Genomic DNA, 23,201 nt, shown 5'->3' with positions numbered 1-23,201 from the left:
ATACGGGTCTCCGCGGCGGCGATCCACTCGGCGGCCGGAGTCCTCCTACGAGGGGTACTGCCCGCCGATGCCCTGGCGGTCGGCCTGTTGCGCGATGACCCGGCGGGCCGGGTCGGGGAACCCCCGCTCGATCGCCTCCTGGAGAAGGCCGATCTCTGCTTGGACAGCAGCGTGCTGCTGCGGCGGCAGGGCGTCGAGCAGGCTGTCGAGAAGTGCGCGCAGCCGTCGGCAGATCTGCATGGACGACTGCCCGTAGTCGCGGATCTCGCAGACGGCGAGCTGAAGGTAGTTCTCCCAGTCACGCCCCGGCAGCACGAGCCGCGCGTGCCCGTCGCGATCGGCCAGCACGTAGCGACCGGGGAGGCGCGTGCTGCCGACCGTGTGCAGCAGCGACTCGATGTAGTTGAGCACCTGCACCGCGGTCGTGGGGTCGTTCACCGCGGGGGAGAGGGCCCTGATGGCGACGTCGACGAGGACCCTCAGCGCGAACGCGGGGTCCTGCTCGATGGTGCGCTCGGCCCCGAGGGCGACGCGCGAGGCCACCCGCTCCGGGCCCGGTCGCGACGTGCCCCCGTGGACCTCGACGAGGACCGTGCCGGGGGTGACGAAGTCTCCGATCAGCCGCGTCACGACGAAGACGCAGTCGTGGCGCGCCGCCTCCGCGACCAGCCCGGCCACGTCGAACGCCTGGATGGCTCCGCCGCGTTCGGTACGGACACGCAGCACAGGACCGCCGGACGGCACGGTCCCTCCTCCGCGCGGCGCCGCGCCCCGGATCGCCGAGGACCCGCTCGTGAAGACGGCCTCTCCCATGCGGCAGACCAACTCGGCGATGGCCACCGGTCGGAGACTGTGCGTGAACCGGTTGAGGTAGATGAGCAGGAGCACGAGGCTCACGGCCACCGCCGCGCCGGCCAGGGTCACCCCGAGATCGGGGACGGAGTCGGTCTCGACGCTGCGCAGCAACGAGAACGCAAACGCGAACGTCCCGGTGAAGGTCGCAAGAACCGCCTTCTGCAGCCGGTCCCGGTACCACAGGCGCATATAGCGCGGGGAGAGGGTGCCCGTCGCCTGCTGCACGACCAGGACACCGATGGTGACGACGAATCCGAGCAGCGCCACCATCGCTCCCACGATGGCCGTGAGCACGCCGCTCGCCGTCGTAGCGGAGTAGTGCCAGCCGCTCGGCGGCCAGTCCACACTGTCGGCGGTGAGCGCGAGCTCGGCCAGCAGGGCGCCGAGGACGAGCCCGACCATCGGCACGATCCACAGGCTCGCCTTGACGTACTGCCGCAGCCTGAACCTGTCCGCCCAGGAGGTCAGGACACTCACGTCACGCCCCCTTCACCGGGAGGACTCCGGTGCCACCGTACGGCCGTTCCCGGACCGGCGCAGCGGCAGAGCACCGGTCGCCACCTGGCGCGACTCGCTCGCCAGGACGGGACGAGGCCCTCGGCCTAAGCTGACCGAGTGGCGCCCGGTCCACCTCGGGCGCCGCACAGCGGCGCCCGATCGTCGTCGGTCGGTGCCGAAAGGGGCTGCACGATGGACGACTACCCCCTGATCGAGAACCACGGCCTGATCGGTGATCTGCAGACCGCGGCTCTCGTGACCACCGATGCGACGATCGACTGGTTCTGCTGTCCGCGTTTCGATTCGCCCAGCGTCTTCGGCGCCCTGCTCGACCGGCGGAAGGGCGGCCACTTCACCGTCCGGCCGGCCGCGGACACGTACACCACCAAACAGCTTTACCACCCGGACACCGCCGTTCTGGTGACGCGCTTCATGACCGAGGCCGGAGCCGGCGAGGTGGTCGACTTCATGCCGGTGACCGGCACGACGGCGACCGACCGCCACCGTCTGGTCCGCATGCTGCGCTGTGTCCGGGGCAGCATGACGTTCCAAGGGGAGATCGCCCCGCGCTTCGACTACGGCCGCAAGCCGCACGAGCTGCACATCACGGAGCACGGGGCGCTGTTCACCTCGGAGGACATGGACCTCGCCGTCCACGCCGTCCGTGAGCCGCAGGACGAGCGGCTGCTGAACATCCTCTCGGGCGACAACGACCTGCGATTCAGCCTGACTCTGCAGGCGGGGCAGCAGCGCGGCATGATCATGGAATCGTCCCCCGGCGGGCCGCCGCACGAGGTCCGCGTGGCGGAGTTCGAGCGGCTCTTCGACGAGACAGTCGGCTTCTGGCGTTCCTGGCTGGGCCAGTCCACCTACACGGGCCGTTGGCGGGAGGCCCTGGAGCGTTCGGCCGTGACGCTCAAGCTCATGACCTACGCGCCGACCGGCGCCCTGGTCGCCGCCCCCACGACGGCTCTCCCCGAGCAACTTGGCGGCGAACGCAACTGGGACTACCGGTTCACCTGGATCCGTGATGCCTCGTTCTCGGTGTACGCCCTGCTCGGCATGGGTTTCAAGGAAGAGGCGAAGGCGTTCATCGACTGGCTGCACGACCGGGTGAAGGAGGAGGCGGGCCAAGGAGACGGCACCGGGCCGCTGAACATCATGTACCGCGTCGACGGCTCGTCCGACCTGGTCGAGGAGACCCTGGACCACTGGGAGGGGTACCGCGGCTCGGCCCCGGTCCGGATCGGCAACGGAGCGGCGAGCCAGCTGCAACTGGACATCTACGGCGAGGCGCTCGACAGCATGTACTTCGCCCACCAGCACGGCATGCACCTCGACACCGGGGGCTGGACCGCGCTGCACACGCTGCTCGACTGGCTCGTCGACCACTGGGACCAGCCCGGCGAAGGGCTGTGGGAGACCCGTGGCGGCCGGAAGGACTTCACCTACGGTCGCGTGATGTCCTGGGTGGCCTTCGACCGCGCCCTGCGGATCGCCTACGACGACGGCCGGCCCGCGGCCCGCGGCCGCTGGTCGGACGCGCGTGACGCGATCTACACGCAGGTCCTGAGCCGTGGATGGGACCCGACGAAGCAGGCCTTCGTGCAGCATTACGGCGACGACGTGCTCGACTCGGCGCTGCTGCGCCTGCCGACGGTCGGCTTCATCACGCCGGACGATCCGATGTGGAAGTCCACCCTGGACGCGATGGAGCGTGAGCTGGTCAGCGACAGCCTGGTCTACCGCTACAACCCCGAGGCGTCACCCGACGGTCTGCGCGGCTCCGAAGGAACCTTCTCCCTCTGTACGTTCATGTATGTCGACGCCCTGGCGCGGGCCGGACGCACCGACATGGCACGGCTGGTGCTGGAGAAGATGCTCACCTACGCCAACCACCTGGGCCTGTACTCCGAGGAGATCGCCCTGACGGGACAGCAGTTGGGCAACTTCCCGCAGGCGTTCACGCACCTGGCCCTGATCGACGCGGCGATCACCCTGGACGCGAAGCTCAACGGGGCGCGCGGGGGCGGGACGTAGCCGCGCGGCGACCGCGTACGAGGTTCACGGTCCCTCGGCCGTCGGGACGGAACCGAGGAGGACGACGGTGTCACCTTCCTCCGGTACGGTCCGCTGCCGCTCGGTCACCGGGTCCACCCGGTGGTCGGCCCGCACCACGAAGAGAGTGTCGTGCTCCGGCGGCAGCGGGCCGGAAGCGGGCCGCACGAGGAATCGGGCGCCCCGCTCCCAGCGCTCCGCCAGGACGTGACGGACGAGGGAGCGGCCGAAGAGGATGTCGCCGCCGGTGTAGGGAGCGACCACTCCATGGGCGTCGTGCGGTGGTCCGACCCGGTAGACCGGCCCCTCGACGTTGTCCTGCATCACGACCGAGGCCAGCGCGTTGAAGTCGTCGTCGTCGGTGGCCAGGAACACGGCCGTCACGCCCTCCAGCCGCACCCCGGGGTTGATGGCCGTGGCCATCAGATCGCCCTTGGCCAGGTCGACTCCCGCCTCCCTGATCCGCTCCCGCTCCTCGTCGCGTCCCGCCCACATCAGCACGTCCACTCCCGCGGACCGCAAGGCCTTGCCCAGATCGACCACCCACGGCTCCCCTCCCACCAGGAGAACGCGCGTGCCCGCCGCTGTGACGACGCCCAGCCGTCGGGCCACCGGTGCCGCCGTCAGCGCATACAGCAGTACGGTTCCCACGATCACCAGGAAGGTGACCGGCAGGATCCTCGCGGCCCCGCTGACCCCCCCGCTCGACCAGGTCGGCGGAGAAGGCCGACGCCGTGGCCGCCGCGACGATGCCACGCGGGTCCATCCATCCGATGAAGGCCCGCTCTCCTCGGGTGAGATCCGTGCGCGCCGACGCGGCGAAGGCCACGAGCGGCCGTACCACCAGGACGAGGATCGCGATGAGGGCGAGCGCGGGAAGGAGCACCGGCACCAGGGACGCCGGGGTGACGGTGGAGGAGATGGAGACGAACAGCAGCCCGATGATGAGTTGCACGAGGGTCTCGAAGAAGGGGCGGCGCGCGGGCATGTCGAAGCCCCGGATGTTGGCGACGGCCAGTCCCGCGACGATCGCGGCGATGAGCCCCGTGTCGTCCCGCACGATGTCGCAGCCCGCCGACACACCGATCACCGTCGCGAGTTGAGCCAGTGTGCCAAGCGTCTCGCCGAGCCGCAGGGTACGCAGGGTGAACCACAGCAGCGCGGTGCCGACGACCCCGCCGACCAGCCCGACGGCCAGGCTGAGGACGAACTGGCCCAGCTGGTATCCCCGGCCGATGTCGATCTGGCCCGACGAGGCGACGGCGTGGAAGGTGAGTGCGCCGAGGATGCCGCCGATCGGGTCCGTCAGCGTCCCCTCCCAGATCAGGATGCGCCGCACCTTGTCGCTGGGCCGGACGAAGTCGAGCAGCGGACCCACGACGGTGGGCCCCGAGACGACGAGGATCACGCCCAGCATCGCGGCCACGCGCAGCGGCATGTCGAACATCGCCGGTGACACCGCCGCGGTGACGAGGAAGGTGAGCAGCACGCCGTACACCAGCAGCCGTCCCACGATCCCCCGGGTGTGGCGGGCGAGTTTGCGCAGGTCGAGCCCCAGACCCGCGTCGTAGAGGATCACCGCGACGGACAGCGACACCAGGGCCGAGAAGTCCGGCCCCAGCAACTTTTCCGGGTGGATGACGTCCGTCAGCGCACCGGCGGCGAACCCCACAGGCAGCAGGATGATCAGGGCCGGGACGCGCAGCCTGCTCGCCAGGATCTGCGAGCCGGTGGCGAGCACCACCGTCAGGGCAAGTCCCAGAAGGATCTCGTCGTCGGTCACAGCGGCTTCCTTCGTCGGCGTTCCAGCGTGGGTCCGGGCGGGCGGTCAGCTGTCGCCCGCCGCACCGCCACCGTCCGTGCCGCTTCCGCTTCGCAGTTCGGCGTCGGTGAGTTCCTCCAGCTCGCCGTGGGTGTCCAGCCAGTAGAGGAGGACGACGGCCGGCACGACGAGCACGAGGGCCACCAGGGTGACGATCGCCAGCCACGTCAGCGTGGCGGGTGCGCCCGCGGCGTCGGACACGGTCAGTGACGTGGGTACGAGGTAGGGGCGCTGGGCCATGCCCCAGGCGACGACCGCGCAGGCGACAACCCCGACCGCCGTGACGCGCATCCACGCGCCGGGCGTCCGCAGGAGCAGCCAGACCGTCGCCAGAGCGGCCACTCCGGCGGCGACGACGAAGAGCAGCCCCAGGCCGTGGGTGAGCCCGTGCCACACGTGCGGGGAGTCCTCGTGGGTGACGAAGCCGGTGATCACCGCAAGGACGGTCAGTACGGCGAGACTGCCCAGCGCCCGCCACCTGAAGTAGCCGACCAGTTCGGGCGCCTCGAACCGGCGCGCGTCCCCAGTGAGGAACACCGCGCCGAGGAACGCCGTGGTCGCGATGGCGACCAGCCCGAACACGAGGGAGGTGGGGTTGGACCAGGCGTCCGCCGAGGCCTCGGTGCCGGGCGCCACCCGCCCCGACGCGACCCCGCCGACGGCCGCACCGAGGAAGAACGGCGTGACGACCGAGGAGACCGCGAACACGGCACCGTACAGCCGCCGGCCGACGAGCCGCCGGGAGGGCTTGCGGAACGCGAAACCGGCGCCGCGCAGGACCAGGCCCATGGCGGCCAGCGCCAGCGGCAGCCACATCGCCGAGAACACCGTCTGGAACAGGACGGGGAAACCGGTCCACATGATGACGAGGACGAAGATCAGCCAGACGTTGTTGACCTCCCAGACGGGAGCCATCGCGTGGTCGATGAGCCACCGGGGACGCTTGCCGCGTTCCGCGCCCCCGGCCGTCAGATCCCAGAAGCCGGCCCCGTAGTCCGTGCCGCCCGCGCAGGCGTACGCGGCCACGGCGAGCAGCAGCACGACGGCGATGAGGTCGGCGGTCATGGGCGGCCGTCCTCGGCCGAGCCTGTGGGGAGCGGCGCCCGCGGCCCGTAGGGGGTGTCCGCCTCCGGCGCGTGGGCCGCACCTTCCGCGGCCGCCTGCTCGTCGGCGAGCCGCCAGCGCGTGCGCATCCTGAGCAGGATCACGAGGAACGAGCCGAAGAGGAACACGTACACCGCCATCACCACGCCCAGCGTGATCCAGAGCGTGGTGGAGCGGGTCGAGGTCACCGCCTCGGCGACCCGCATGTTCTGGTAGACGATCCACGGCTGGCGTCCCACCTCAGTGGCGATCCAGCCGCACTCGACGGCCACGACGGAGGCGACACCCGCGCAGGCCGCCGAGCGGTAGAACCACTTCGAGGCGGGCAGCCGGCGGTGCCGCAGCCGGACAAGGCCGTACCAGAGGGCGAGCAGCACCAGGGCGGAGCCGATCAGGACCATGATGTCGAAGGCCCAGTGGGCGATGGTCGCCTGAGTGACCGTCGGCCGCTGGTCCGCCGGGACGGAGGTCAGTCCCACCACCTTCGTGTCCGGACTGAATCCGGCCAGGAACGAGTCGAGCAGCGGGATCTTGATGCCGCCCTCGACGCTCCCGTCCTCCTGCAGACGTCCGAAGATGTACTCCGGCACCCGGGTGTCGGTCTCCCAGACGATCTCCATCGCGGCGAACTTCACCGGCTGCTTGTGGAACACCGACCGGGCGATCGAGTCGCCCAGCACGAACTGCACCAGCGTGGCCACCGCGGCGATGGTGAACGGAACGGCGAAGCCGAGCCGGTGGTAGTGGTCCCGGCGGCCGCGCAGCCAGCCCACGGCGTAGACACCGGCCACCACGAAGCCCGCGGTCAGGATCATCGCCACGACGAAGTGCCAGTACTGCGGCCCGAACATCGGAGTGAAGATCGCCTTCCAGACGTTCACGTCCACCGGGTTGCCCTCGGAGTCGAGGGAGAAGCCCTGCGGCGTGTTCATCCAGGAGTTGGCGGCCAGAATGCCGAACGCCCCCATCAGCGCGGCGGCCGGGAGCGGCAGCCCGAGCAGGAAGTGCGTACGGGGCTTCAGCCGCCGCCATCCGTACAGGTAGATGGCGATGAGCACGGCCTCCAGGAAGAACGCCCAGGCCTCGACGCCGAATCCGATACCGAAGACATCACCCCACCTGCCCATCAGACCGGGCCAGAGCAGGCCGAACTCGAAGGAGAGCACCGTGCCGGTGACGATGCCGAGCGCGAACTGCACCGCCATGACGGCCGACCAGCGCCGCGCCAGGAGCAGCGCCGCGGCGTCCTTGCGGCGCAGTCCGCGGTAGTGCATGACCAGGGTGATGAAGGGAAGGGCCACACCCAGGGGCACCAGGATGATGTGGGACGCCAGGGTGAAGGCCATGAGTTCCCGGGCCGGCAGAAGCTGGGCCGGGGTATCCGCCAGCAGGTGGAACGAGGTGGACATACACGCCTTCGCTGTTCGTGACGGTGACGGAGACGGTGGCGGTGGCGGTGGCGGTCCGGGAGAGGGTCAGCCGCCGGTGGCGAAACCCGGGAAGAGGGTCATCCCGCCGTCGACGTACAGGGTGGTCCCCACCACGTAGTCCATGAGGTCGGAGGAGAGGGCGACCACGGCGTGGGCGATATCCTCCGGTTCGCCGATGCGGTCGTACGGGATGAGCCTCATGAGGTCCTCCCGGGCCTCGGGCGTCTCCCAGGCGGAGCGGTTGATCGGCGTCTTGATCGCCCCCGGGGCGACGGCGTTCACCCGGATCTTCTCCGGTGCGAGCTCCTGGGCCAGGGTCTGCATCATCATCTGCACACCGCCCTTGGACGACGCGTAGTTGACGTGGCCCGCCCAGGGGATGATCTGGTGCACCGAGCTCATACAGACGATCTTCCCGGCGGCCCGGGACACCTCGGGGACCACGCCCCGGCGCCGGAACTCCTTGGCCGCCTCCCGGGCGCACAGGAACTGACCGGTGAGATTGACGTCGATGACCTTCTGCCACTGGGCGAGGGTCATGTCGGTGACCCGGGCGTCCCGCTGCAGCCCCGCGTTGGCGACCAGGACGTCGATGGTCCCGAACTCCTCGACCATCCGGTCCATCATGGCCGTGACCTGGTCCTCCTGGGACACGTCGGCCTCGTAGGCCGCCGCCTTCACTCCGAACGAAGTGATCTCCTCGACCACTTCCTCGGCGGCCTCACGGCCCGTCACGTAGTTCACGACCACGTCGGCCCCGGCCCGGCCCAGACCGATGGCCGTGGCCTTCCCGATGCCCGAATTGGCCCCGGTGACCAGCGCCTTCTGGCCCTGCAGCAGACGTGCGGGGATCACACCCTGCGGTGCCCCCTCGGTGGATTCCACGATGCCCTGCCTCCCTCGCCGTGCGGCCGCGCCCCACCCGGCTCCAGCCGGGCAGGCACGGGGGTCACGCAATCACCGGCCGCGGCGGGCGGCGTGCGGTGAGAACCGCCGTTGGGCCGTCGGGCCGAGCATCTTCGTCCGAACGGACCAGTGGAACCCGGGGCGGCGGCCCTTTGGTCTCAGCCCAGCCGGGCCAGGAGGTGGTCGCCGACCCGCAGGGCATTGGCGATGGCCGTCAGGGACGGGTTGACCGCGCCGATGCTCGGGAAGAAGCTCGTGTCGACGACATAGAGGTTGTCGAGATCGTGGGCCTTGCAGTCGACGTCCAGCGCGGAGGTGGCGGGGTCGGTGCCGAACCGTACGGTGCCCGCCTGGTGCGCCGTGGCACCGATCGGCATGCCCTTGTGGAGATAGATGCTGCGGGACAGCAGGTGATGCTCGTGCATGCCCAGGTGGCCCAGCATGCCCTGGAGCTTGTGCCGCAGCCGCTTCAGGCCTTCGATGTTGTTCTTCTCGTCGAGAGCGAGACGGATGCGGCCGTCGCCGTCGAGCGTGACCCGGTTGTCGGCCAGCGGCAGGTCCTCGCCGCACAGCCAGAAGTCGACGGCATGATGCGCCATCACCTCGAACGGCATGTCCGGGGTGACGGCACCGGCCCACCGCGGGGCCTCGCCGTGGATCTGCTCGGCGTCGGACTTGCCGAGCATCTGGATGCCGCCGAGCGGGAAGTCCCAGTCGTCCGCGCCGAGGTACCAGTCGTGCAGGGCCAGGGTCTTCTGGAACTGGGTGTCGTTGGGCTCTTTCGACACCGCCATCAGGGCCAGGTTGTTGTGCCGCATGTAGTAGCGGCCGACCACGCCGGAGCGGTTCGCGAGACCGCGCGGATGGTGCTCGTTCGCCGAGGCCAGCAGCAGAGCCGCGGAGTTGACCGCCCCGCAGGACACGACCACGACATCCGCCGTGAACCGGACCTCCGAACCGTCGGGGAGGCGGCCGACGACCGCGCTCACACTGCGTCCCGTCGCGTCGGTCTCCAGGCGGACCACGTGCGTGTCCGTGACCAGCTCGACGCCGGGGTGTTCCAGGGCCGGCTCGACACAGATCACCTCGGCGTCAGACTTGCCGCGCACCAGGCACGGAAAGCCGTCGACCCGGTTGCACCGGATGCAGACACTGGAGTGGGCGGCCCTGCCGCCGTCCTCCTGACTGAGATTGACGCCGATCGGCAGGTGGAAGGGGAGCAGACCGCGCTTCTCGAGGTCGTGGCTCAACTGCTGGATGCGCGGCTCGTGCTCCACGGGCGGATGGGCGTACTGCGCGCTCACCGCACCCTCGGTCGGATCCTCGCCGTGCCGTCCGTGGACGAGGTAGAGGTGCTCGGCCTGCGTGTAGTACGGCTCCAGATCCTCGTACCGGATCGGCCAGGCGGGCGAGAGGCCGCCGTGATGACGCAGTTCGCCGAAGTCCTCGGGCCGCAGCCGGAAGAGGGCGGCGCCGTAGAACTTGGTGTTCCCGCCGACGTAGTAGTTGACCTCGGGCGGGAACTCGCCGCCGTTCTTGTCCAGCCAGAACTCCGGCGCCCGGTACTTGCCCTTGACGAACACCGCCGTCGAGTCCCAGTTGTCCCGCTCACGCGGCAGGTAGCCGCCGCGCTCGACAAGGAGGACGCGTTTGCCGGACGGGGCGAGCCGATGGGCGAGGGTGCCGCCGCCGGCGCCGGTCCCGATGATGATCACGTCGTAGTGCGGGGCGTCGCCCAAGGCGACCACCGTCCTTGCAGCTCATGGCCCTGCCCTGGCGCCCAGGACCTGTTCCTCCGCGGCGCGGAGACCCTGTCTCCGCGCCCAGACGAACGTATCCGCCCTCCTGTTGGACGGCGACCGGAGGACGCCGCGGCCGCGCTCCTCGTACGGGACTCACAGCACCGCGATCGGGTTCACGGGCGAGCCCGTGGCTCCGGGCAGCCGCAGCGGGGCGACCACGCACAGGAAGCTCCAGCGCCCCGTCTGCGCGCAGACCGGGGCGAGGTCCTCGAACTGCAGATAGTCCATCAGATGGATGCCCAGAGCATGGATCGCCAGGACGTGGACCGGGAAGGAGATGTCGTCGACCGCGCTGGGCGCGGTGTCGTTGTTGCCGTCCCCGCCCAGGACCGCGACCTCCCGCTCGGCCAGGAACTCCACGGCGGTCGGGTGGAGGCCGGCCCGGGCCGTCGACGCGTCCCACGGTCCGAGGTCCGTACGGCGGAGGCGATGCCCCACACGGACGAACAGCAGGTCCCCCGGCCCGACGTGGACCCCCTGCGCACCCTCGGCGGCCGTCAGCTCGTCCGATGTCACATGGTCGCCCGGCTCCAGCCACGGCACGCCACGCAGCCGGGGAATGTCAAGGAGCACGCCGCGCCCCACGATGCCCTCGGCCCCCAGATCCACGGAGAGCGCACGGGCGCCCTCGGCGGTCACGCTGCTCGCCGGCACCCCGCCGTACAGCGTCCCGTCGAACACCACGTGGCACAGGGCGTCGAGATGGCTGTCCGCGTCCCCGTGCACGTTCATGGCGAAGCGGTCGGTGGCGAAGTGCAGCCCGTCCGCGCGGAGATCGGCCGGCGCGGGCCCGGTCATCCGGTGCACCGCGGGCTCGGGGTCGTCGGGACCCGGCACCGTCTCGATCGGAGCGGCCAGCGACACCGTGCGGCCGAGGCGTACCTCCGCGGCGGCGGCCACGATGCGCTCGGGCGTCAGGTGGCGCAGCGCGCCACGCCGGCTGTCCACCGTCGACCGCGCCAGTTGCTCGTAGAGCTCCCGGAATGCGTGCGCGCTCATGCCGGGGCGGGCGGTGCGGACGTCAGTCCCTCAGTGGCTTGGGGGCCACGCACAGCGCCCAGATGACCACGACGTCGAGCGCGATGATCAGCAGCGCCCAGCCGGGGGTGTAGGGGAGCCACATGAAGTTGGCGATCATGCTGAGACCGGCCAGTGCCACACCGACGCCCCGGGCCCAGGTTGCGCCCGTGAACAGGGCGAGGCCGGCCAGCAGGATCACGACGCCCAGGATGAGATGGATCCAGCCCCATCCGGTGAGGTTCATCTTGTAGACGTAGTCGCGGGTGGCGAAGAAGACGTCGTCCTTGGCGATGGCCGAGATGCCTCCGAGCAGCATCATGATGCCGCCGAAGACCATCATCACGGCGGCGAACACCAGCCAGCCGCTGCCGCGCGCCGTCTCTTTCCGGCCTGGATCGCTCACATGAGTGGTCATGACAGGCCCTCCCTGTCGAGTCGCGTACCTTCCAATCTGACCCCGAGCCTCCCCTGCCGCATGTCGACGGGTCGAACCGGAAGTGCGTGGGCGGCTCCACGGTGCTGGAATGGACGGTGACGATCAGCGCCGGGGCGCCGGCGTGGGGACCGAACCAGGCGAGGAGTCAGCATGAGCGTCGACGACATCTCCGAGATGGGACCTGTCGACTACCTGATCTTGGAGTTCCCCGGCAACCGCATGACCGGCGAAGGCCTGCCACTTCTGCTGGATCTCGTCGACCGCCACATCATTCGCATCCTCGACCTGTCCTTCATCCGCAAGGACGCGGACGGTACGGTCAGCGCGCTGGAGATCGGCGACTTCGACGGCGACGGCACACTCGACCTCGCCGTCTTCGACGGAGCCTCCTCGGGCCTGCTCGGCGAGGACGACCTCCAGGAGGCCGCGGCCGTCCTCGAACCCGGCAACTCCGCCGGCGTCCTCGTGTACGAGAACGTGTGGGCCGCGCCGCTGGCAGCGGCTCTGCGCCGCAGCGGGGCCCGGATGGTGGCCAACGGACGGATCCCGGTCCAGGACCTCCTGGCGAGCCTGGAGGCAGCCGAAGCCGGGTCCGCCTCCTAGCGGCCGACGGCCGCCTCGACGACAAGGACACGTGTCATGCCAGGTCTACTCCGCGGCGTCGCCCGCACTGCGGTCATCTCCGGCACCGCCACCGCCGTCTCCAACCGTGTCTCACGCCGCCAGGCGGGCCGGTGGGCACAACAGGAACCACCACAGCCGAGCTACAGCGCCCCCGCTCCCGCCCCCGCACCGGCCGCGGCGCCCTCGATGGACGAGAAGATCGCTCAGTTGAAGGAGCTCGGGCAGCTGAAGGAGCAAGGAGTGCTCACCGAGGCCGAGTTCGACGCGCAGAAGAGCCGCATCCTCGCACTCTGAGCGCCCTGAAGACCCTGAACGCCTGTGGGCCCGTCAGTCCCACCAGAACGTCCAGCTGTGCTCGCCGATGAGGCCCTCGGCGTACGCCTCCAGGGTGCCGGGGCCGCTCTGCAGGACGTTGTCCGGGCAGAACGCGAAGTGCTCCGCCGCTGTCTCCTCGGCCTCCTTGAGCGTGGCGGGCGGGGCGGCCACGGAGACGACCAGCATGTCGAAGCCGAGGCCGACGACGCGTATGCCGAAGCGGTCCTCCCAGGAGCGGAGGACCGCACACAGGCGCGCGGTGTCGTTCTCGTGGTTCATCGGACCCGTCCAGCCGACAGCGGCCGGGATGTCGGCGCTGCGGCGGGCGGAGACGAGCGCGAGACGCGGGTCCTTGAACCAGGAGGGGCACTCGGCCGTCAGCGCGTCAGAGGTCTGCGCGGCCCGCAGGTCCGGGGTGGCGGTGGCGGCAGGCGTGGCCGTGCAGAGACCGGGCCACGCCTCGTCCTCCGCCGCGTACTCCTCCCAGTACGCGGCGAGGATCTCGTCGGGGTCGTGGTCGCCCGGGTACGACACCTCGCCCGGCATCAACTCCCATGTCTCGGGCCCGCCCTGACCACCACCGAGATCCACGAGCACGGGCAGCAGCCCTACGCGGGCGGCCGGGGCTCCCAGCCCCGACCAGGTGCCCGGAGCGGCGGTCGTGCCGGCATGCCACAGCAGGGGCTCGTGCCACGGGCCGTCGTCGGTCGCGTCTATCAGACGCCCGGGCGGAAGCTGAAGGCCGAGGGAGCGGCCGCTCGGGTCGGTGGCCAGCTTGGGCAGCGCGTTGGGAAGAGTCGCCATGTCAGTGACTGTAGGGGCAGCCACTGACAACGGAGTTGTCACCGGCGCCCCCCGATGCGGACCCCCTCAGACGGCGGGAGGCGGCAGCTCCTGTTCTGCCCAGATGGTCTTGCCTCGCAGGCTGTAGCGGCTGCCCCAGCGGGTCGTGAGCTGGGCCACGAGGTAGAGGCCGCGTCCGCCCTCGTCGGTCAGGAGTGCGCGGCGCATCCGGGGGTGCGTGGCGCTGGGGTCGGACACCTCGCAGATCAGGCGGCCCGCGCGGATCAGCCGTACCTTGACCGGGCCGCCGGCGTACCGGATGGCGTTGGTGACCAGTTCGCTCAGGACCAACTCGGTCGTGAAGACCAGCTCTTCCAGTCCCCACGCGCGCAACTGCGTCGCGGCGGAATCCCGCACCGAGCCCACCGCCGCCGGATCGGCCTCGACCTGCCAGGCAGCCGTGTCCTCGGCCGGTACGGCCCGGGTACGGGCGAGCAGCAGGGTGACGTCGTCTCCGAGTCCTGCGGCGGGGCGGCCCGTGACGATCTCCCGGCCCAGGTCGCGCAACGGCCCTGTGAGGGCGCCGGGTCGGGCCAGGCGACCGGCCAGTTCGGTCATCCCCGTGTCCAGGTCGCCGTCCCGGTTCTCGATCAGTCCGTCGGTGTAGAGGGCGATGACACTGCCGGGCGCCAGATCGACCTCCGTCGTCTCGAAGGGCAGACCCCCGACGCCGAGCGGCGGGCCCGGGTCGACCGGCAGGAACTCCACGTTGCCGTCCTGGTCCGCCACCGCGGGCGGGGGATGGCCGGCGGATGCCACCACGCAAGTCCGGGACACCGGGTCGTAGATCGCGTACGCGCAGGTCGCTCCGATGGGTGAGGAGGGATGGCGGCCCCGCCAGCCTTCGTCCTGGTCGCCCCCGGTGTCGTCGACGGCCACGTCCTCGGGTTCGGCGACCAGCTGGGCGACCAGGTCGTCCAGGTGCGTGAGCAGCTCGTCGGGTTCGAGGTCGAGGTCGGCGAGCGTGCGCACGGCCGTGCGCAGCCTGCCCATGGTGGCGGCGGCCTCCAGGCCGTGTCCGACGACGTCCCCGACGACCAGCGCGACACGCGCGGAGGACAGCGGAATCACGTCGAACCAGTCTCCGCCGACGCCGGTCGCCGTGTCGGCGGGGAGGTAGGCGGCGGATGTGGTCGCCGCCTCGGTCTCGGTCTGTGTGGGCGGCAGCATGCTGCGCTGCAGGCCGACGGCCGCCCGGTGCTCGCGGGTGAAGCGGCGGGCGTTGTCCAGAGCCAGGGCCGCGCGGTCGGCGATCTCGCGCAGCATGTCCCGGTCGGCCGATGCGTACGGGCCACGGTCGGAATGCCGGCCCAAGGACACCCGTCCGAGCATGATGCCCCGCGCCCGCAGAGGGGCGGTCATGCTCATCGGGTAGCCCCCGACCCCCGCCTCGGCCCCCGCCCCGACCCCCGCCTCATCCCGCGCTTCCGCCTCCGCCCCCGCCCCGACGTCGGCCGCGGGCCCGGCGCCGACTCCCGTCGGGACGGCGACGCGTGCGTGGTTCGAGGCGGGCAAGGCGGCCCCGGCGGCAGGCCGTCCCGCGACGGCGGTACGGCGCAACAGCAGCCGGCCTTCCCCGTCGGGCACCGGCTCCTCGCCCACCGACACGGCGTCCGCGATCTCCACGACGGCGATGTCGCCGAGGCCGGGTACCAGCGCATCGGCCAGTTCCCGGCCCGTGTCCGCGACCGACAGCGAACCGCCTACGGAGGCCGTGGCACGGTGCAGCAGCGCGAGGCGCTCGCTCGAACGACGCAGCTCGGTGACGTCCGTGAAGAGCGCGGTGACGCCAAGCACCTCCCCGCCGGGGGCCTGCAGCCGGAACGCCGAGATCATGATGATCACCCCGCCGGCGGGATCCTCGATGGTCCGCAGCAGCTGCTCCGCCCCGATCAGCGGCCGGCCCGTGCGCAGGACCTCGCGCAGCTTCTCCTCGACCGCCGTCGCGTCCCCGGGCCACAGGAAGTCGCCCAGACTCCGGCCCCGCAGGTCGGACGGCACGCCGGTGTACGGAAGGAGGTGGGTGTTGGTCCGCAGCAGCCGGAGTCCCGGGTCGAAGACGGCGAGCCCCACCCGGTCCTGGAGGAACAGCTCCCCGACGAACGCCTGGTCCTGGTACCAGCGCGTGGCGAGTGCGGCCGGGGCGGCCAGGACGAGGCACGCCGCCTCTCCTTGCTCCGCGCTGCCCGTGAGGTCGAACGTCTGGAAGACGACGGGCAGGTCGTCGCCCTCGCCCGTGCGCAGCACCGCCTCGCCGCGCCGTTCCCCTCTCGCGTACGCCTTCATGAGCGCTGCCCAGGACGTGGGATCGGCGAGGAGGGCGCGCGCCGGACGGCCGACGACATCCGCGGCGGATCGGCCGAGCAGCGCCCGGGCCTCCGGAGTCCAGCCATTGATCCTGCCCCGGGCGTCGAGCAGCGCGCCGGCGGTGTCCTCGGAGAAGGGCAGGAGGCCGTCACCTTCGACCGGGGTGTCGTTCACGGTGCCGCCTCCTCTCCTCTGTCGGATCCGCCGTCCTCTCCGCCGTCCTCGCGGCCGTCTTCGTGGCTGGACGGGGGCCTGGCCCTCGCCATCAGGAGCGCGACGTCGTCATGGTCGTCGGGGTGCCTGAGCGCGCCGAGAAGGAGATCGCACGTCTCCTCCAGGGGAAGGGAGGACGCCTGGGTGAGCAGGTCGGTGAGGGCTGCGAGCCTGACGTCGATGTCCTGGTCCCGGGTCTCGACCAGACCGTCCGTGTACAGAACCAGTGCGTCACCCGCGGCGAACGGGATCTCCTCGGTCTCGAAGGGGACGCCGCCGACGCCGAGAGGCGCGCCCGTGGGCAGGTCGAGCAGGCGGGCCGCCAGGCCGGAGGGTACGTGGACGGGCGGAGGATGGCCGGCGCAGGCGAGACGGCAGCTTCTGCTGTGCGGGTCGTACACGGCGTACACGCAGGTGGCCATCGCGTCGTCCAGATCGGCGGCCGTACGGTCCAGCTGGGTCAGGACCACGGCCGGTGCGAGGCCGAGTCCGGCGAGCGTGCGCGCCGCGGTGCGCAACTGCCCCATCGTCGCGGCCGCGTTGATGCCGCTGCCCATCACATCGCCGACGACCAGGGCCGTCCTGTCGTCGGGCAGCGGGATGGCGTCGAACCAGTCACCGCCGACCTCGACCGCCGCCGACGCGGGCTGGTAGCGGTAGGCCACGTCCAGCCGGTCCAGGCGCGGCGGACCGTGCGGCAACAGATGGCGCTGGAGGGCCAGGGCGGCCTGGCTCTGGTGCCGGTACCAGCGGGCGTTGTCGATCGCGACGGCCGCGCGGGCCGCCAGCTCCCCGGCCAGCAGCACGTCGTCCCGGTCGAACGGCACGGAGTTGCGGGCGCGTTTCAGGTCGAGCACGCCGAGGACCACACCGCGGGCGAGCAGGGGGACGGCGAGGTAGGAGTGGATGCCCGCTCGCCGCAGGAGCGCGGCGGAGGATTCGTCCCGGGCGATCCGGGTCAGGTCACCCTCGGTGACGTGTTCGACGAGGACCGGGCGGCCGGTCCGGGCGCACCGGGTGACCAGCCGCTCCGTGTCGTAGCGGGCCGGTGCGCCGACCGGGTCGGCGGCCTCCAGAGCCGGGGTCGGGTACGCGGTCTTCACCGCGAGCGCGCGGAACACCGCCGGCCCCGAGTCTCCTCTGCTTCCCCGGGGATGCGGACCGGCCAGGATGTCCTCCAGGACATCGACGGCCGCGATGTCGGCGAACTCCGGCACCACGAGGTCCGCCAGTTCGTGCGCGGTCAGGTCCAGGTCGAGCGTGGTGCCCACGCGTTCGGAGGCGTCCGCGACCACGGCGAGGCGGCGCCTGGCCCGTGCGGCCTCCAGGGCCGCGTGGTGCTGGTCGGTGATGTCCACGACCGAGGCGGCGACCCCGGTGACCGGCTGCCCGGGGGTCTGCAGACGGTAGAGCGACATCGACCACACCTGCTCCCTCCCGTCGGCGCCGACGGGCCCGCGCAGGGTCCTGGCGAGGACCGGCATCCCGGTCTCAAGCACTCCCCGGAGCTCCGACTCCAGCGCGTCGATGTCGGGCGACACCACCGCCTCCCGGAAGGTACGGCCCAGATGGCCGGCGGCGGGCCGGCCGTCGATCCGTTCGAGCGCCGGGTTGACCAGGACGAAGCGGAGATCGGTGTCCAGGACGGCCAGGCCGATCGGGGAGTGGGCGACCAGCCGGGACGAAAGGGAGAGGTCCTGTTCCATGCGTCGCACGGTGGCCCGGTCCGAGGCCAGCATCAGCGCGTAGAGCCGCCCCTGGTCGTCCTGGAGGCGGGTGTTGCGGAACTCGACCGGGACCGTACGGCCGTCCTTGTGGCGTACCGGGAAGACGCCGCTCCACGGCCCGCCGCCCGCCATCACGCGCTCGAAGAGGGACAGCACCAGGTGCCGGTGACGCTCCTCGACCAGGAGCCGGGCGGCCGGCCGGCCCAGCGCCTCGGCCGCCGGATATCCGAAGACCGCCTCCGCCTGCGGGCTCCACAGCACGACGTGGCCGCTCGCGTTCAGTACGACGGCGGCCACCCCGAGTACGTCGAGAAGACCGCCCGGTTCCATGGTGGGGTCACCGCCCGCCGGATCCGGGCCGGCTGGAAAGGCCGCCGCGCTCATCCAGACCGCATCCCTCCTCCACCCCGCCCTCACGGGTCCCCTCCATCATCCCGCCGCCGGAGCGGACCGCCAGTCGTCATGCCGGTCCGCGCGCGTCCGTACGGCGGCCCCGTCCGCGCGCGTCCGTACGGCGGCCCCGTCCGCGCGAGTTCGTACGGCGGCGCACGTCATTCGCTCATGTGTTCGGTTCCGTGGTTATCCTGGGACCATGACCACGGCACGACCGGACATCCCCGGCCTCCAGGGCTCCCTGGGCCTTCAGGGCTCCCTGTTCGACCAGGGCGACGATCCCCGGCCCGGCCCGCTCGTCGGCATCAGGCGGACCGCGCTGGCCGGCGGGGCCTGGGTCGATCATCTGCCCGGCTGGTTCCAGGGCGCCGACGCGCTGTTCGAGGAGCTGGCCCGGCGGGTGCCGTGGCGCGCCGAGGAGCGCAGGATGTACGACGACGTGGTCGCCGTACCCCGTCTCCTCGCGTACTACCGCGAGGGCGAGCCCCTCCCGCACCCCGCCCTCGCCGAAGCCCGCTCCGACCTCAGTGGCTACTACGCGCCCGAGCTCGGCGAACCCTTCGTCACCGCCGGCCTCTGCCTCTACCGCGACGGACGTGACAGCGTCGCCTGGCACGGCGACCGGACCGGCCGCTCGTCCCGGCAGAACACGATGGTCGCCATCCTCTCCCTCGGCGACCCGCGCGACCTCGCGTTCCGCCCGCGCGGTGGCGGCCCCGTCGCGCTCCGGCTCCCGCTGGGCCACGGCGACCTGGTGGTGATGGGCGGCTCGTGCCAGCGCACGTGGGACCACGCGATCCCGAAGACGAGCCGCGCGGTCGGGCCCCGCATCAGCGTCCAGTTCCGCCCCCGCGGCGTCGGCTGAGTCACCTGCCGTGCGAGGCCCACGGGCCGCTCGGCATCACGTGTCCGTCGGGGGGAACACGCAGAACTCCCGGCCGTCGGGGTCGGCCATCACCACCCAGTCGACCTCGCCCTGGCCGATGTCGACACGGGTCGCCCCGAGGGAGACGAGACGGTCGACCTCGGCCTGCTGATCCCCGCCGGCGGGTGGGGCGAGGTCGAAATGCGGCCGGGTCTTCCCGGCCTTCGGCAGCAGCGGGGGACCGCCCCAGGTGACCTTCGTACCGCCCCGCGGCGATTGGATCGCGGTCTCCTCGTCCTGGTCCCAGACCAACGGCCAGCCCAGCGCCTTGCTCCAGAAGTAGCCGACCTCCTGCGAACCGTCGCACGCGAGCGCGCCGATGAAACCGCAGTCGGCGAGGAACGCGTTGCCCGGCCCGATGACGCAGAACTCATTGCCTTCGGGGTCGGCGAGCACGACATGGCCCTCCTCCGGGAGTTGACCGATGTCGATGTGGCGGGCGCCGAGTTCGAGGGCCCTCGCCACCACATCCTGCTGGTCTTCGAGAGAGGTACTCGTCAGGTCGAAGTGCATCGGGTTCTGACCCGTCTTCGGCTCCTGGGTCGCGACGAAGCGGATCCGGAACCCGCTGTCGTCGCTCGGCAGGAGCACGATGCCCCCGTAGGGGTCCTCGGCCGTCTCCCTGCCCAGGACGCCGGCCCAGAAGCGCGCGAGGCGGGACGGGTCGTGCGCGTCGAAGCAGAGCGCATGGAGGTGGGACGTCATCCCTCGGTCTCCGATCCGCCGACGCGCCGCCCCGGCCGTCGATCGGCAGTGCGGTCCGCCGGCAAGCAGGCTGTCAGGTCGTGGCCGGAGCCTGCCCCCACGGAGTCCCGCGGTCAACTCATTAACCGGCCGGCGGCATCGCCACCGGCCGGTTCCACGAGGGGTGTTATACGGACCCGGTCCGGCGGCCGCCCTCCGGGACGACCAGCGGGGTGCCCGCGACGGGACAGGGGATGACCGCGGCGCGCAGGCCGAAGACCTCCTGGACCAGGCCGGGGGTGACGATGTCCGACGGGGCGCCCGAGGCGATGACGCGGCCCTCGCGCATGGCGATGAGGTGGTCGGCGTAGCGGCAGGCGAGGTTCAGCTCGTGGAGGACCATCACCACCGTGCGCCCGTCGGAGCGGTTGAGTTCCGCGACCAGTTCGAGGACGTCGACCTGATGGGCCAGGTCCAGATACGTGGTCGGCTCGTCGAGCAGCAGCACCGGGGTGTCCTGGGCGAGAGCCATCGCGATCCACACCCGCTGGCGCTGGCCGCCGGAGAGTTCGTCGATGGACCGGGTGGCCAGGTCCGCGGCTCCGGTGGCCGACAGGGCCGCGTCGACGGCCGCCTCGTCGGCGGCGGACCACTGGCGCCACCAGCGCTGGTGCGGGGTGCGGCCGCGGGCCACCAGATCGCGGACCGTGATGCCGTCGGGCGCACTCGGGCTCTGCGGCAGCAGGGCGAGCCGGAGCGCGAAGTCGCGGGCGGACAGGCCCGCTATGTCCTCGCCGTCCAGGTGGACGGTGCCGCCGGACGGCTTGAGGAGCCGGGCGAGGGCGCGCAGCGCGGTCGACTTGCCGCAGGCGTTGGGGCCGACGAGCGCGGTGACCCGGCCCGCGGGGATGGTCAGATCGAGTTCCTCGGCGACGACCCGGTCGCCGTACCCGAGGCGCAGGCCGGTGCCGTTCAGGGCGGCGATGGCTTCGGTGAGCTGTGAGGTCATGTCAGCCTCCCTTTCCGGCCCGGTTCGTACGGGCGAGGAGCAGCAGCAGGTAGGGGGCGCCGACGGCGCCGGTGAGCACGCCGACGGGCAGTTCGATCGGGGCCAGGACGGTCCGCGCGGCGAGGTCGGCCAGGATGAGCAGGACGGCGCCGGTGAGCGCGCTGCACACCATCGGGATGCCGGGGGTGCCCGCGAGGCGGCGGGCGATCTGCGGCGCGCCCAGGGCGACGAAGGCGATCGGTCCGGCCGCGGAGGTGGCGATCGCGGTCAGGCAGGTGGCGAGGACGAGCAGCGCGACACGGGCGTACCGCAGCGGGACGCCGAGGCTGCGGGCGGTGTCGTCGTCGTACTGCAGGAGCTGGTACGGGCGGGCCAGCGCGATCGTCAGCGGCAGCAGGAGCGCGAGGGCGAGCCCGGCCCACTGGACGTGCTCGTAACCCCGGCCGTTGAGGCTGCCGGTGAGCCACACCATGGCCCGGGACGCCTGGTCGATGTCGGCGCGGGCCAGCATCCAGCGGGTCAGGGCGACGAGCGCGCCGTTCGCGGCGATGCCGACCAGCACGAAGCGGTAGCCCGTGATGGTGCCGTCCCGGAAGGCCAGCAGGTAGATGAGGGCGGAGGTGAGCAGCGCGCCGACGAGAGCGCCGAACGGTACCGCGCCGAACGTTCCGGCTCCCGCGGCGGTCACTCCGCCGATCAGGATGGCCCCCACCGCTCCGACGCCGGCGCCCGCCGCGATGCCGATGAGGTCGGGGCTGGCGAGCGGGTTGCGGGTCACGGCCTGATAGACCGCGCCGGCCAGACCGAACGCGGCACCGACCAGGATGGCGGTGAGGGCGCGCGGCAGCCGCAGTTGATGGACGATCAGGTCCGAGGCGCCGCCGCCGGTGCCGAGAACGGCGCCCAGGACCTCGTCCACGGGGATGGCGTACGTGCCGAGGGACACCGAGGCGACGAGCCCCCCGAAGCCGACGAGGACGAGCCCGGCGACGGTGAGCGCCACTCGGAGGCGCAGTGCCGCGCCGAAGGGCCCGATTTCCATGCGCAGGGTGCTCATCGGGTGTGCTCCTTGAGCTTGCCGCGCTTGACCAGCGCCGCGAGGAACGGGGCGCCGAGCATCGCGGTGACCACTCCCGCCTCGAGTTCGCCCGGGCGGGCGACCATGCGCCCGACGACGTCGGCGGACAGCATCAGGGCCGCGCCGCCGACGGCCGAACAGGGCACGAGCCAGCGGGCGTCGGGCCCGGTGAACGCGCGCACGACATGGGGGACGACCAGGCCGATGAAGGTGACGGGCCCGGCCGCGGCGACGGCGGCACCGGTGAGCAGGATGACCGCGAGGGCGCCCAGCGCCCGGGTGGTCCGGACCCGGGTACCGAGCGTGGTGGCGAGGTCGTCGCCGAGGGCGAGGGCGTTGAGCCGGCCGCTGAGCCCGATCGCGAGCGCCAGGCCCACGACGACGAACGGCAGCAGCTCCAGGCCGAGTCCGGCGTCACGGCCGGCCAGCGAGCCGACGGCCCAGAAGCGGTACTGGTCCAGGGTGCGGACGTCGAGCAGGACCAGCGTGTTGGTGCCGGCGTCGAGGAGAACGGTGACGGCCGCACCGGCCAGGGCGAGCTTGGCGGGCGTGGCCCCGCCGTACCCGGTGCCGCCGACCGCGTAGGCGAGCAGGCCTGCCAGTGCTCCGCCGAGGAAGGCGAACCATATGTACTGGTATGAACTGGTCAGCCCGAGCGCTCCGATGCCGGCCGCGACGGCGAACGAGCCGCCCGCGCTGATGCCGATGAGACCGGGATCACCCAGCGGATTGCGGGTGATGTCCTGGGCGACGGCTCCGGCCGCCCCGAGGGCGAGGCCGACGAGGAGGCCCAGGAAGGTCCGGGGCATGCGCAGTTCGCGGACGACGACCGCGTCCCCGTCCGTTCCGCCGGTGAGGGCGTGCAGGACGTCGGAGAGCGGGACGGACTTGGTGCCGATGGCGAGCGAGGCGCACGCCGCGGCGACAAGTGCGGTCACGAGGAGGGCCGCGACGACGGCGCGCGTGGCAATGCGCGGGGTGCGGTGGGGTGGTGGGGTGGACGGGGGCGCGACAGCCGCCCCTTCGGCGACGGGCTTCACAGACACCTGCACAAGGTAAGGCACACCTAACGGATGTGTGTACGTCCACCCCTCCGTGTGGATCCGGTCACGGACAGGCGCTATATTCACACCGCCGTCAAAGGTAAGCCTT

At 71.6% G+C, this 23,201-nt stretch carries 19 protein-coding genes and 1 pseudogene; 4 read left to right on the top strand and 16 right to left on the bottom strand.

What is annotated here, in order from left to right; all coding sequences use genetic code 11:
• Positions 1 to 45: 45 nt before the first annotated feature.
• Positions 46 to 1,332, bottom strand: a complete 1,287-nt coding sequence (locus tag ACZ4VI_RS01515) for a DUF2254 domain-containing protein (RefSeq protein ID WP_467995580.1) — start codon at positions 1,330 to 1,332, stop codon at positions 46 to 48.
• Between the two features lie 213 nt (positions 1,333 to 1,545).
• On the opposite strand from ACZ4VI_RS01515, the gene ACZ4VI_RS01510 reads away from it, so the two are divergent.
• The gene (locus ACZ4VI_RS01510; RefSeq protein WP_467995579.1) at positions 1,546 to 3,393 is read left to right on the top strand and encodes a glycoside hydrolase family 15 protein; all 1,848 of its coding nucleotides are present in this window, start codon (positions 1,546 to 1,548) and stop codon (positions 3,391 to 3,393) included.
• Between the two features lie 24 nt (positions 3,394 to 3,417).
• Here ACZ4VI_RS01510 and ACZ4VI_RS01505 read toward each other — a convergent pair whose 3' ends face one another.
• From ACZ4VI_RS01505 to ACZ4VI_RS01470, 8 genes and pseudogenes are all read right to left on the bottom strand, one after another.
• Positions 3,418 to 4,062 carry a hypothetical protein gene (locus ACZ4VI_RS01505; protein ID WP_467996293.1) on the bottom strand — a complete coding sequence of 215 codons (645 nt, stop codon included), beginning with the start codon at positions 4,060 to 4,062 and terminating at the stop codon, positions 3,418 to 3,420.
• 124 nt (positions 4,063 to 4,186) lie between these two features.
• Positions 4,187 to 5,152, bottom strand: a pseudogene (locus ACZ4VI_RS01500) (cation:proton antiporter domain-containing protein); the annotation flags it as partial.
• Positions 5,153 to 5,239: 87 nt separating this feature from the next.
• Positions 5,240 to 6,298, bottom strand: coding sequence for a cytochrome d ubiquinol oxidase subunit II (locus tag ACZ4VI_RS01495; protein ID WP_467995578.1), 1,059 nt, complete (start codon positions 6,296 to 6,298; stop codon positions 5,240 to 5,242).
• Entirely contained in the window at positions 6,295 to 7,746 is a 1,452-nt protein-coding gene (locus ACZ4VI_RS01490) for a cytochrome ubiquinol oxidase subunit I (protein ID WP_467995577.1), read from the bottom strand. Before ACZ4VI_RS01490 ends, ACZ4VI_RS01495 begins: the two co-directional genes overlap by 4 nt.
• A gap of 66 nt (positions 7,747 to 7,812) precedes the next feature.
• Positions 7,813 to 8,652, bottom strand: a complete 840-nt coding sequence (locus ACZ4VI_RS01485; RefSeq protein ID WP_467995575.1) for an SDR family oxidoreductase — start codon at positions 8,650 to 8,652, stop codon at positions 7,813 to 7,815.
• 179 nt (positions 8,653 to 8,831) lie between these two features.
• On the bottom strand, positions 8,832 to 10,412 hold the full coding sequence (locus ACZ4VI_RS01480; RefSeq protein ID WP_467995574.1) for a GMC oxidoreductase: 1,581 nt from the start codon (positions 10,410 to 10,412) through the stop codon (positions 8,832 to 8,834).
• A 156-nt stretch (positions 10,413 to 10,568) separates the two neighbouring features.
• Positions 10,569 to 11,474: a cyclase family protein gene (locus ACZ4VI_RS01475; protein WP_467995573.1), complete on the bottom strand. Its 906-nt coding sequence runs from the start codon at positions 11,472 to 11,474 to the stop codon at positions 10,569 to 10,571.
• Between the two features lie 22 nt (positions 11,475 to 11,496).
• Positions 11,497 to 11,910, bottom strand: coding sequence for a DUF7144 family membrane protein (locus ACZ4VI_RS01470; RefSeq protein ID WP_467995572.1), 414 nt, complete (start codon positions 11,908 to 11,910; stop codon positions 11,497 to 11,499).
• A gap of 171 nt (positions 11,911 to 12,081) precedes the next feature.
• On the opposite strand from ACZ4VI_RS01470, the gene ACZ4VI_RS01465 reads away from it, so the two are divergent.
• Both ACZ4VI_RS01465 and ACZ4VI_RS01460 read left to right on the top strand, forming a co-directional pair.
• Positions 12,082 to 12,534 (top strand): DUF6325 family protein, encoded by a 453-nt coding sequence (locus tag ACZ4VI_RS01465; protein ID WP_467995571.1) that lies wholly within the window; start codon positions 12,082 to 12,084, stop codon positions 12,532 to 12,534.
• Between the two features lie 36 nt (positions 12,535 to 12,570).
• On the top strand, positions 12,571 to 12,849 hold the full coding sequence (locus tag ACZ4VI_RS01460; protein WP_467995569.1) for an SHOCT domain-containing protein: 279 nt from the start codon (positions 12,571 to 12,573) through the stop codon (positions 12,847 to 12,849).
• A gap of 33 nt (positions 12,850 to 12,882) precedes the next feature.
• Here the strand turns inward: ACZ4VI_RS01460 and ACZ4VI_RS01455 are convergent, their stop codons facing one another.
• The 3 genes from ACZ4VI_RS01455 to ACZ4VI_RS01445 form a co-directional block, all read right to left on the bottom strand.
• Positions 12,883 to 13,674 (bottom strand): DUF4253 domain-containing protein, encoded by a 792-nt coding sequence (locus tag ACZ4VI_RS01455; RefSeq protein WP_467995567.1) that lies wholly within the window; start codon positions 13,672 to 13,674, stop codon positions 12,883 to 12,885.
• 66 nt (positions 13,675 to 13,740) lie between these two features.
• Entirely contained in the window at positions 13,741 to 16,194 is a 2,454-nt protein-coding gene (locus tag ACZ4VI_RS01450; protein ID WP_467995566.1) for a SpoIIE family protein phosphatase, read from the bottom strand.
• Complete coding sequence (locus ACZ4VI_RS01445) at positions 16,191 to 18,344, bottom strand: SpoIIE family protein phosphatase (protein ID WP_467995565.1); 2,154 nt, start codon at positions 18,342 to 18,344, stop codon at positions 16,191 to 16,193. Before ACZ4VI_RS01445 ends, ACZ4VI_RS01450 begins: the two co-directional genes overlap by 4 nt.
• Before the next feature lie 208 nt (positions 18,345 to 18,552).
• Here ACZ4VI_RS01445 and ACZ4VI_RS01440 point away from each other — a divergent pair, with 208 nt between their 5' ends.
• A complete protein-coding gene (locus ACZ4VI_RS01440) occupies positions 18,553 to 19,218 on the top strand; it encodes an alpha-ketoglutarate-dependent dioxygenase AlkB (protein WP_467995564.1) in 666 nt (221 codons plus the stop codon).
• A gap of 36 nt (positions 19,219 to 19,254) precedes the next feature.
• Here the strand turns inward: ACZ4VI_RS01440 and ACZ4VI_RS01435 are convergent, their stop codons facing one another.
• The 4 genes from ACZ4VI_RS01435 to ACZ4VI_RS01420 form a co-directional block, all read right to left on the bottom strand.
• Positions 19,255 to 19,983 (bottom strand): VOC family protein, encoded by a 729-nt coding sequence (locus ACZ4VI_RS01435; RefSeq protein ID WP_467995562.1) that lies wholly within the window; start codon positions 19,981 to 19,983, stop codon positions 19,255 to 19,257.
• Positions 19,984 to 20,149: 166 nt separating this feature from the next.
• Positions 20,150 to 20,971, bottom strand: a complete 822-nt coding sequence (locus tag ACZ4VI_RS01430; RefSeq protein ID WP_467995560.1) for an ABC transporter ATP-binding protein — start codon at positions 20,969 to 20,971, stop codon at positions 20,150 to 20,152.
• A 1-nt stretch (position 20,972) separates the two neighbouring features.
• Positions 20,973 to 22,028, bottom strand: a complete 1,056-nt coding sequence (locus ACZ4VI_RS01425; protein WP_467995559.1) for a FecCD family ABC transporter permease — start codon at positions 22,026 to 22,028, stop codon at positions 20,973 to 20,975.
• On the bottom strand, positions 22,025 to 23,095 hold the full coding sequence (locus tag ACZ4VI_RS01420) for a FecCD family ABC transporter permease (protein ID WP_467995558.1): 1,071 nt from the start codon (positions 23,093 to 23,095) through the stop codon (positions 22,025 to 22,027). Before ACZ4VI_RS01420 ends, ACZ4VI_RS01425 begins: the two co-directional genes overlap by 4 nt.
• Positions 23,096 to 23,201: the final 106 nt, after the last annotated feature.

The sequence above is a fragment of the Streptomyces sp. NPDC029169 genome (assembly GCF_055563935.1).
The sequence above is the reverse complement of the archived record's forward strand: the minus strand, read 5'-3'. Positions and strand labels throughout refer to the sequence as shown.